Below are 9,959 nucleotides of genomic sequence, written 5' to 3' on the forward strand. Positions count from 1 at the left end.
AACATGGCCACCATCGGGCGACGCGCCTATGCTGAAATCTTCGGCCCCACCGTGGGCGACCGCGTCCGCCTTGCGGACACCGAACTGCTGATCGAGGTCGAGGCCGACTACACCCTTCGCGCCGGCGGCTACGGCGAAGAGGTGAAGTTCGGCGGCGGCAAGACCATCCGCGACGGCATGGCGCAATCGCAGCGCACCCGCGCGCAGGGCGCGGTCGACACCGTGCTGACCAACGCACTCATCCTCGACCACTGGGGCATCGTGAAGGCCGACATCGGCCTGAAGGACGGCCGCATCGCAGCCATCGGCAAGGCCGGCAACCCCGACGTGCAGCCGGGCGTCGACATCGTCATCGGCCCGGGCACCGAGATCATCAGCTGCGAGGGCAACATCGTCACCGCGGGCGGCATCGACAGCCACATCCACTTCATCTGCCCGCAGCAGATCAAGGAGGCGCTTTCTTCCGGCGTGACCACCATGCTCGGCGGCGGCACCGGCCCCGCCACCGGCACCTTCGCCACCACTTCCACGCCCGGCCCCTGGCACATCGAACGCATGCTGCAGGCGGCCGACGCCTTCCCGATGAACCTGGGCTTCCTGGGCAAGGGCAACGCCAGCCTGCCGCACGCGCTGCACGAGCAGATCGACGCCGGCGTCATCGGCCTGAAGCTGCATGAAGACTGGGGCACCACGCCCGCGGCCATCAGCAACTGCATGGACGTGGCCGACGCCACCGACACGCAGGTGGCCATTCACAGCGACACGCTCAACGAATCGGGCTTCGTGGAGAACACCATCGCCGCCGTGGGTGGGCGCGGCATCTGCGCCTTCCACACCGAGGGCGCGGGCGGCGGCCACGCGCCTGACATCCTTCGCGTGGTGGGCGAGAGCAACTTCCTGCCCTCCTCCACCAACCCGACGATGCCCTACACCGTGAACACGCTCGACGAGCACGTCGACATGCTCATGGTGTGCCACCACCTCGACGCCGGCATCGCGGAAGACCTGGCCTTCGCCGAATCGCGTATCCGCAAGGAAACCATCGCCGCGGAAGACGTGCTGCACGACCTGGGCGCGATCAGCATGTTCAGCTCCGACAGCCAGGCCATGGGCCGCGTCGGAGAGGTCGTCATCCGCACCTGGCAGACCGCGCACAAGATGAAGCTGCAGCGCGGCACGCTGCCCGAGGACAGCGCGCGCAACGACAACTTCCGCGCGAAACGCTACGTCGCCAAGTACACGATCAACCCCGCCATCGCGCACGGCATAGCGCACGAGGTGGGCTCGATCGAGGTCGGCAAGTGGGCCGACATCGTGATCTGGAAGCCGGCCTTCTTCGGCGTGAAGCCCTTCACCATCCTGAAGGGCGGCACCATCGCGCTGGCGGCCATGGGCGACCCGAACGCATCGATCCCCACGCCGCAGCCGGTGCACTACCGCCCGATGTTCGGCGCCTACGGCGGATCGCTCGCGAAAAGCTCGCTCACCTTCGTCTCGCAGGCCGGGCTGGCCGCGGGCATCGGCGAACGCTACGGCCTGAAGAAGCAGCTCAGCGCGGTGAAGAACATCCGCAACGTGCGCAAGAAGGACCTGATCCACAACGGCTACACGCCGAAGATGGAGATCGACGCGCAGACCTACGCGGTGCGCGCCGACGGCAACCTGCTGACCTGCGAGCCGGCGAAGCTGCTGCCGATGGCACAGCGCTATTTCCTGTTCTGAAGCCCCGGGGAGTGCGCCTGCTTGACAGGCTGCGTATCCTCGAAGGTATTCATCCAGCCAGCGGGCGCTCTCCGGGGCGCTCCATTTGCACCATGCTCACCGCCAACAAACTCATGCCCCAGGGCCGCGGCCTCGCGCCCGTGCTGCTCAAGCGCGCAGCCACCATCGAGCTCGACTGGGACATCCGCCAGAAGAGTCGTTTCGACGCCACCGACTCGCAGGGCCGCCAGATCGGCGTGTTCCTGCCGCGCGGCACCGCCGTGCGGGGCGGCGACGTGCTGGTGGCGGAAGACGGCTCGCTGGTGCGCGTGGTCGCGGCGCCGCAGCCGGTGCTGCGCATCACGCATTGCACGGCCCATGGCACGCCCTTCGACCTGACGCGCGCGGCGTACCACCTGGGCAACCGGCACGTGCCGATCGAGCTGAAGCCCGACCACCTGAAGATCGAGCCCGACCACGTGCTGGCCGACATGCTGCGTTCGATGCACCTGATCGTCGTGGCGGTCGAAGAGGCCTTCGAGCCCGAGGGTGGCGCGTACGGGTCGCACGAGCACTCGCATGGCCACGGCCACGACCATCACGGGCACGACCACCACGACCACGGCCACTCGCATGGCAGCAGTGCCGGCAAAGGCCCGAAGCCGCTCGTGCTCGCGCCGGAGCTGCTCGACGACCATGACCACTCGCACCACGATCATGGTCACGGCCACCATGGCCACTCGCACTGAACACGACGCAAGGCGCAACGACTGACGTGTCTGCCCAAAGCCTCCTGCAGCTGATCTGGCTCGCTTCCCCAGCCCTGCCCGTGGGCGGCTTCTCGTACTCCGAGGGCGTCGAGGCCGCCGTCGAATGGGCCGGTGTCGATTCCGAACCACGCGCCGCCGAATGGCTCGCCGACCAGCTGCACCTGGGCTTCGCGCGCGGCGACCTGGCCGTCTTCGCGCAGGCCGTCGCGGCCTGGCGCGCCAGCGACATGCCGCGCATCCGCCAGCTCAACGAGTGGGTGCTGAGCACCCGTGAGTCGGCCGAGTTCTTCCTGCAGACCGAGCAGATGGGCCGCTCCTTCGTCGAGTGGCTCAAGCTGCATCACGCGGACACGGTCGAAGTCTTCGCCGACCTGCCCGCCAGCTACCCCATCGCCTTCGCCTTCGCGGCCAGCCGCGCCGGCGCCACGGTGCACGACGCCTGCCTGGCCTTCGCCTTCGGCTGGGCCGAGAACATGGTCGCCGCCGCCGTCAAGGCCGTGCCGCTGGGCCAGAGCGCGGGCCAGCGCATCCTCGGACGGCTGGCACAGGAAATCCCGGATGCCGCGACCCGCGCCATGGCGCTCGGCGACGACGAGCGCCAGGCCTTCGCGCCCCTGCTGGCGGTGTTGTCGGCCCGCCATGAAACACAATATTCCCGCCTCTTCCGAAGCTGAACCGGACACCACCCCATGACCTCCGCCCTGCACCACATTCCCAACCGCACCAAGAGACTGCCCCCGCTGCGCGTGGGCATCGGCGGCCCGGTCGGCTCCGGCAAGACCACGCTGCTCGAGATGCTCTGCAAGGCGATGCGCGACAGGTACGACCTGATCGCCATCACCAACGACATCTACACCAAGGAAGACCAGCGCCTGCTGACCGTGGCCGGCGCGCTGCCGGCCGAACGCATCATGGGCGTGGAGACGGGCGGCTGCCCCCACACCGCGATCCGCGAAGATGCTTCCATCAACCTCGAGGCCATCGACCGCATGCTCGAAGACTTCCCGGACGCCGACGTGGTGTTCGTCGAGTCGGGCGGCGACAACCTCGCGGCCACCTTCAGCCCCGAGCTGTCGGACCTCACGATCTACGTGATCGACGTGGCGGCCGGCGAGAAGATCCCGCGCAAGGGCGGCCCCGGCATCACCAAGAGCGACCTCTTCGTCATCAACAAGACCGACCTCGCACCCTACGTGGGCGCCAATCTCGACGTGATGGAACAGGACACGCAACGCATGCGCCGCCAGCGTCCCTACGTGATGACGAACCTCAAGACGCTCTCGGGCGTGGCCGACGTGGTCGCGTTCATCGAGGAGCGGGGCATGCTGGCCGCCGCCTGAGGCAGCCCGGCGGCGAAGATCAGAGCTCGCTGCCGTCGCGCAGCTGCCGCATCTTGTAGACCAGCCGCACACTGGCGCGGCGCGGGTCGCCGGACTGCTGCTGCACGTAGATGTCGGTGTCGTCGCTCACCCATGCGGCATACGCGCTGCCCGGGTCGCGCGAAGAAAGCTCGGTGCCGAACGCACCACGGCCCCACTGCACCAGCGCCGCGAAGGCCGCCGTGCCGCCGTCCGGCGTGGCCTGCGCCGAGGCGACGTACTCGACGCGCCTCAGCTCCGAGGCCGCGAAGAAGAAGGTCGGCTCGAACATCAGCCCCGCCATCTCGACCGGCGCCGCGCGCCAGTTGCCGACGAGGCCACCGCTCAAGCGCTGGGGCCGCTGCACGCGCTCGGCGGTGGGCAACGCGGCCTGCAGTTCCCCGGCCGACATGCCCAGCCGCACGCCCGGTGGAAGGGCCTGCGCGTGCAATGCACCAGCGGCCAGAAACGCTGCACTGGCGGCAAGCGCACGAAGAAGGCTCAGGGAAGAAGGAAGTCGCACGGCGGGCATCGAAGAGGAGGAAGGCGGCGGCAGCTGGGACCGCAAGTATGGCGCGGAGTTCCGCCCCGCCTCTCCTCCCCGGCCGTCAGTCCTCCACGAAGGCCTCTTCCCGCTTGGCCTTCACCGAAGGCAGCAGCACCACGATCAGCAGCAGGGCCGCCGCGATCAGGAGGCCCGCCGACAGCGGCCGCATGACGAACACGCTCCAGTCGCCGCGCGACAGCAGCAGTGCCCGCCGCAGGTTCTCTTCCATCATCGGCCCGAGGATGAAGCCCAGCAGCAGCGGCGCGGGCTCGCACTTCAGCTTGAGGAACAGGTAGCCCACGATGCCGAAGATCGCCACCATCCACACGTCGAAGGTGTTGTTGTTCTCCGAGTACACGCCCACCGCGCAGAACAGCACGATCGACGGAAAGAGCCACTTGTAGGGAATGGTCAGCAGCTTGATCCAGATGCCGATCATCGGCAGGTTCAGCACGATCAGCATCAGGTTGCCGATCCACATCGAGGCGATCAGGCCCCAGAACAGCTCGGGGTTGCTGGTCATCACCTGCGGGCCGGGCTGGATGTTGTGGATGGTCATCGCGCCCACCATCAGAGCCATCACAGCGTTGGGCGGGATGCCCAGCGTCAGCAGCGGGATGAAGGAGGTCTGCGCGCCGGCGTTGTTGGCCGACTCGGGGCCCGCCACGCCGCGGATGTTGCCCTTGCCGAAAGCCGTCTCGCCCTTCTTGAGCTTGATCTTCTTCTCGATCGTGTAGGCCGCGAAGGCCGACAGCAGCGCGCCGCCGCCGGGCAGGATGCCCAGTGCGGAGCCCAGCGCCGTGCCGCGAAGCACGGCGGGCATCATGTCCTTGAAGTCCTGCTTGGTGGGCCACAGGCCCTTCACCTTGGCGGTAAACACTTCGCGCTCGTGCTCGGGCACGGCCAGGTTGGCGATGATCTCGCCGTAGCCGAACACGCCCATCGCGATGGCGATGAAACCGATGCCGTCGGTGAGCTCCGGAATGTCGAAGCTGTAGCGCGCCACGCCCGAGTTCACGTCCGTTCCCACGAGGCCGAGCGCGAGGCCCAGCAGGATCATCGTGATGGCCTTCAGCAGCGAGCCCGAAGCCAACACCACGGCGCCGATCAGGCCCAGGATCATCAGCGAGAAGTATTCGGCGGGGCCGAACTTGAAGGCCAGCTCGGTCAGCGGCGGCGCGAAGGCGGCCAGGATCAGCGTGCCCACGCAACCGGCGAAGAACGAGCCCAGGCCGGCCGCGGCGAGCGCCGGTCCGGCTCTCCCCTTTCGCGCCATCTGGTAGCCGTCGATCACGGTCACCACCGATGAAGACTCACCCGGCAGGTTGACCAGAATCGCGGTGGTGGAGCCGCCGTACTGCGCGCCGTAATAGATACCGGCCAGCATGATCAGCGCCGACACCGGCGGCAACGCGTACGTGGCCGGCAGCAGCATCGCGATGGTCGCGACCGGGCCGATGCCCGGCAGCACGCCGATCAGCGTGCCCAGCAGGCAGCCGACGAAGGCGTAGACGAGGTTCTGCGCCGTGAAGGCGACGCCGAAGCCGATCGAGAGATTGGTAATCAGGTCCATGTGTCTTGTCTTTGGTCTTGTTGTTCTTCTTTGCGCATCAGCCCGAGATGAAGGTCGGCCACACCTGGAACTGCAGCTTCAGCGCGACCACGAAGGCCAGGTAGCTGCCGAGCGCGAGGATGGTCGCGAGGACGGTCACGCCCTTCCAGCCGAAGTTGTCTCCGGCAAGGCTGGCGATGAAGGTGAGCGCGTAGATGGCGACGATGAGCCCCATCGACGGCAGCCCGATGCTCGGCAGGCCGCCCAGCAGCACGCCGAACATCAGGTTCGCGCCGATGATGAAGGCCAGCGGCTTCCACGCGATGCGCCCGATGGGCTCGCCGTCGTCGGTCTCCACGGCCAGCGCCTTGAGCGTGATGAGCACGCCCATGAGCGCGATGAGGATGCCCACGATCAGGGGAAAGTAGCCCGGCCCCATGCGGGCGCCGGTGCCGACGTTGTAGGTCGTGGCGCCCCATGCGAAGGCCACGCCGAAGGCGCTGAAGAGCACGCCCGAGCAGAAGTCTCTCTGACTCTTGATTCTCACCGTTGATGTCTCCTGGAACTGCGTTGATCCGCACGAGATGTGCGCTCAGGCGATCCTAGGAATTCACGGCGCCGCCGTGCATGAACAAAACATTGCCGTTCGGCAATGTTGGGAACGAGGGAGCGGGAGAAAGAGTGCGCTCAGCCGTCCGACATCGGCAGGTCGATGCATGCGCGCAGCCCCGGCTTCGCATCCGCGAAGTCCAGCCGACCGCCATGCAGCGCCACCACCGCCAGCACGCTGGCCAGCCCCAGCCCGTGCCCCGGCACGTTGCGGTCGAGCCGGTGGAAGCGCACGCCGATGCGCTCGTGCTCGGAGGCCGGAATGCCCGGCCCGTCGTCCTGCACGAAGAGCTGCGCCCTTCCATCCACCGTGTGCGTGCCGATGCGCACGGTGGCGCCGCTGCCCGCGTACTTCAGCGCGTTGTCGAGCAGGTTGGCCGCCGCGCCTGCCAGCAGGTCGCGGTCGCCCAGCGCGATGGCCATGTCGGCGGGCTCGCGCAGCAGCACGATGCCGCGCAGCTCGGCCACGGCTTCGTACAGCTCCGCCACGTCGTCGGCAATGACGTGCAGCGCCACCGGCGCAAACTGCTGCCGCCGCGCGCCGGCCTCGACCTCGGCGATCTGCAGCAGCTTCTCGAACACCACGGCCAGTTCCTCCAGTTCGCGGATGGCGGTGGCCACCGCCTCGCGCTGCGGATCGTCCGCGCCGAGTCCGGCCTCGGCCGCGCGCAGCCGCACCAGCACGCGCGTAAGCGGTGTGCGCAGGTTGTGCGCGATGGTGTTGGAGACGTGGCGCACGCCGTCCATCAGCGACTGGATGCGATCGAGCATCGCGTTGATGTCGTGCTCCAGCAGCGCGAACTCGTCCTCCTCGCCCGAGGAAGGCTCCACGCGCTCCTGCAGCTCGCCCGCCGCGATGCGAGCCGCCGTGCGCCGCACCGCGCCCACGCTGCGCTCCAGCTCCTGGCGGAAGACGAAGGTACCGCCGATCAGCAGCAGCACCGCCACGATGCCCGCCGCCGCGCTGGCGCTGGCCACCAGCGATTCGATCGACTCCTGGTCGCGCAGGTCGTGGCCCACCACCAGCAGTCCGCCGTCGGGCAACGGGCGCATCACGAGGTAGGCGATGACGGTCTGGCCCGCGCGCACCACGCGGCGGTGCACGCCGTCGCCGGCGTCGGGGGCCTGCGAGGGCATCTGGTCGAGGTTGCCCGCGAGCTTGCGGCCCTCGCGGTCGGTCAGCAGGTAGATCTCGTTGTCGGAGTTGCGGCCGTCGGAAAGCGCATTCGCGATCTCGCCCGCCACGCCGTCGGCGCCGCGCGCGTCGTAGCGCACCATCAGCTGCTGCATGCTCGCCGCCACCTGCCGCACCATGCGCTGCTGAAGCACGCCCACCGTCTGCATGTAGACGATGGCCAGCGCCGCGAGCATGGTGATCGCCACCAGCAGCCCGTAGTAGAAGGCGAGCCGGAAACCGACCGAGCGCCACAGCCGGCGCAGGGTCGCGGTCATTGCGGCGCTGCCAGCGTGTAGCCCACGCCGCGCACGGTGTGAATCAGCGTCGGGGCGCCGCCTGCATCGAGCTTGCCGCGCAGGCGGCTGACCTGCACGTCGATCACGTTGGTCTGCGGGTCGAACTGGTAGTCCCACACCGCCTCGAGCAGCATGGTGCGCGTGACGACCTGGCCCGGATGCATCATGAGATAGGCCAGCAGCCTGAACTCCCGCGGCTGCAACGCGATGGGCCGGCCGCCGCGCTCGACATGTCGGCGTGCCAGGTCGAGCGTGAGGTCGGCAATCTGCAGCATGCGGATCTCGGGGCCGGTGCGCGAGCGCCGCACCAGTGCCTCGGCACGCGCCGCCAGCTCCGAGAAGGCGAAGGGCTTGGCGAGGTAGTCGTCGCCGCCGGCCTTGAGTCCGCGCACGCGCTCGTCGAGCGCGCTCAGCGCGCTGAGCACCAGCACCGGCGTCTTCTTGCCCAGCGCGCGCATCGTCGAGAGGATCGACAGGCCATCCACCTCGTTGGGCAGCATGCGGTCGAGGATGACGAGGTCCCACGGCTCGCCGGTGGCACGCGCGAGCGCGTCCGCGCCGTCACGGCTGATCACCGCCACGTGGCCGAGCGAACGGAAGCCGTCGGCGATGTAGCGCGCGTTGTCGGCGTCGTCCTCGACGATGAGGCAGCGCCACATGGCGGTGGCGCCTAGCACTGCGGCGTGGCGCTCCGTTGAGGAGCGGCGGGAGGAACCGGCGGTGAAGGAAGAAGGCTGGGGAGTGGCTGCGTTCTGGTGCTCATGGCGATCATGGCCATCATGGCGATGAGGCCGGCCGGCAGCCCATCGCTCGCGCGGGCGCTGCCGGGGCCGTCCTGGCCGCCATTGGATCAGAGAAAGCGCCGCAGCTTCATTACCGTTTGTCCATGTTCGCCGGTTGCGGTCATGCCCGCAGCAGCGGCAGGCGCAGCGTCAGCCCAAGCACGCCGTCGCCATGGGGCGCCGAATAGATGCGCCCGCCATGATGGTCGGCGATGCGTTCGCAGGCCTTGGCGCTGGCCGCGGCGGCCGACGCGTGCGTGCTGTCGAAGAACCTCGCGAGCAGCGGGCGCGCATCGACGGCATCGAGGTCGCGCCAGTGGATCACCGCCTGCTCGCCTTCCGCGTGCGCGGATACCTGCAAGGTCGTCCCGGCGCGCATCACGCTGGCCGCATAGGCCGTGACTTTCGCGAGCAGCTCGCGCAGCTCCTCCTCTATCGCGAACACGCGCACGGCTTCATGCGGCAGCCGGATGTCGAGGCGGATGGCCTTGCTGCCATCGGCCTGGGTCGCGGCCGCGTCGAGCAGCGGCCGCAGGTCCTGTGCACGGCTGGCGTCCAGGCGCTGCCGTGCTTCTCTCCTTGCCTGCGCCGCGAACTCCTGCGCCTTCGCGCTCTGCCGCAGGTTGGCGATGAACAGCGAGAGCATCATGCAGACCACGCTGCCGAGGCCCAGCAGGATCGCGCCGGCAATGATGGCGCCGAGGTTGCCCGATTGCAGCTGCGCACCGCTCATCAGTGTGCTCCAGGAGGCTGTGGTCCGGGCTCGCCCGGCACGTCGCGCGCGCAGCGTTCCTGCACGGGAGCACCGTCGGCCGCGCACATTCCCCATCCGGGAGGCGGCGGCCTGCGAGCATCGCCGAAGAGCATCGGCGGTGGTGGGCGATACGGCATCGGAGGCGGCGGCAGCATGATGCAGCCGGTCAGCCCGGAGGCCGCCAGCACGCCTGCAAGAAGTCTGATTCGGTTCATTGTCGAAAGCTCGCTTCCAGATAGATGGGTGGATGGATGAAGGAGCGGAAAACGAAAAAGCCGCGCAGGAGAAAAAGGGCAGCAAATGCCCCCTTCTCCCGCGCGGCGCGCGTTCAACTTCAGAACGCGTGGCGGATGCCGAAGTCGTAGCCGGTGGAGGAGCGCGGCAGGCCCGTGTAGCTCGTGCCCGTGCTGCCA

10 protein-coding genes are annotated in these 9,959 nt (G+C 68.5%); 4 read left to right on the plus strand and 6 right to left on the minus strand.

What is annotated here, in order from left to right:
• Positions 1 to 3: 3 nt before the first annotated feature.
• The 4 genes from ureC to ureG all read left to right on the plus strand — a co-directional run bounded on the left by ureC (position 4) and on the right by ureG (position 3,811).
• Positions 4 to 1,722 carry an urease subunit alpha gene (gene ureC / locus EJO71_RS03915; RefSeq protein ID WP_125946722.1) on the plus strand — a complete coding sequence of 573 codons (1,719 nt, stop codon included), beginning with the start codon at positions 4 to 6 and terminating at the stop codon, positions 1,720 to 1,722.
• Positions 1,723 to 1,814: 92 nt separating this feature from the next.
• Positions 1,815 to 2,450, plus strand: coding sequence for an urease accessory protein UreE (ureE, locus tag EJO71_RS03920; RefSeq protein ID WP_125946721.1), 636 nt, complete (start codon positions 1,815 to 1,817; stop codon positions 2,448 to 2,450).
• A 26-nt stretch (positions 2,451 to 2,476) separates the two neighbouring features.
• Complete coding sequence (locus tag EJO71_RS03925) at positions 2,477 to 3,145, plus strand: urease accessory UreF family protein (protein WP_125946720.1); 669 nt, start codon at positions 2,477 to 2,479, stop codon at positions 3,143 to 3,145.
• Positions 3,146 to 3,160: 15 nt separating this feature from the next.
• The gene (gene ureG / locus EJO71_RS03930) at positions 3,161 to 3,811 is read left to right on the plus strand and encodes an urease accessory protein UreG (protein WP_125946719.1); all 651 of its coding nucleotides are present in this window, start codon (positions 3,161 to 3,163) and stop codon (positions 3,809 to 3,811) included.
• Positions 3,812 to 3,830: 19 nt separating this feature from the next.
• On the opposite strand, the gene EJO71_RS03935 is transcribed toward ureG, so the two are convergent.
• From EJO71_RS03935 to EJO71_RS03960, 6 genes are all read right to left on the minus strand, one after another.
• On the minus strand, positions 3,831 to 4,361 hold the full coding sequence (locus EJO71_RS03935; protein ID WP_125946718.1) for a hypothetical protein: 531 nt from the start codon (positions 4,359 to 4,361) through the stop codon (positions 3,831 to 3,833).
• A 76-nt stretch (positions 4,362 to 4,437) separates the two neighbouring features.
• The gene (locus tag EJO71_RS03940; protein WP_125946717.1) at positions 4,438 to 5,949 is read right to left on the minus strand and encodes a tripartite tricarboxylate transporter permease; all 1,512 of its coding nucleotides are present in this window, start codon (positions 5,947 to 5,949) and stop codon (positions 4,438 to 4,440) included.
• 37 nt (positions 5,950 to 5,986) lie between these two features.
• Positions 5,987 to 6,475 (minus strand): tripartite tricarboxylate transporter TctB family protein, encoded by a 489-nt coding sequence (locus EJO71_RS03945; protein ID WP_125946716.1) that lies wholly within the window; start codon positions 6,473 to 6,475, stop codon positions 5,987 to 5,989.
• A gap of 140 nt (positions 6,476 to 6,615) precedes the next feature.
• Entirely contained in the window at positions 6,616 to 7,989 is a 1,374-nt protein-coding gene (locus tag EJO71_RS03950) for an ATP-binding protein (protein ID WP_125946715.1), read from the minus strand.
• Entirely contained in the window at positions 7,986 to 8,669 is a 684-nt protein-coding gene (locus tag EJO71_RS03955) for a response regulator transcription factor (protein WP_125946714.1), read from the minus strand. Before EJO71_RS03955 ends, EJO71_RS03950 begins: the two co-directional genes overlap by 4 nt.
• A 244-nt stretch (positions 8,670 to 8,913) precedes the next feature.
• Complete coding sequence (locus EJO71_RS03960) at positions 8,914 to 9,525, minus strand: ATP-binding protein (RefSeq protein WP_171022489.1); 612 nt, start codon at positions 9,523 to 9,525, stop codon at positions 8,914 to 8,916.
• Between the last annotated feature and the right edge of the window lie 434 nt (positions 9,526 to 9,959).

The sequence above is a fragment of the Variovorax sp. 679 genome, assembly GCF_003952185.1.
GTDB lineage: Bacteria > Pseudomonadota > Gammaproteobacteria > Burkholderiales > Burkholderiaceae_C > Variovorax.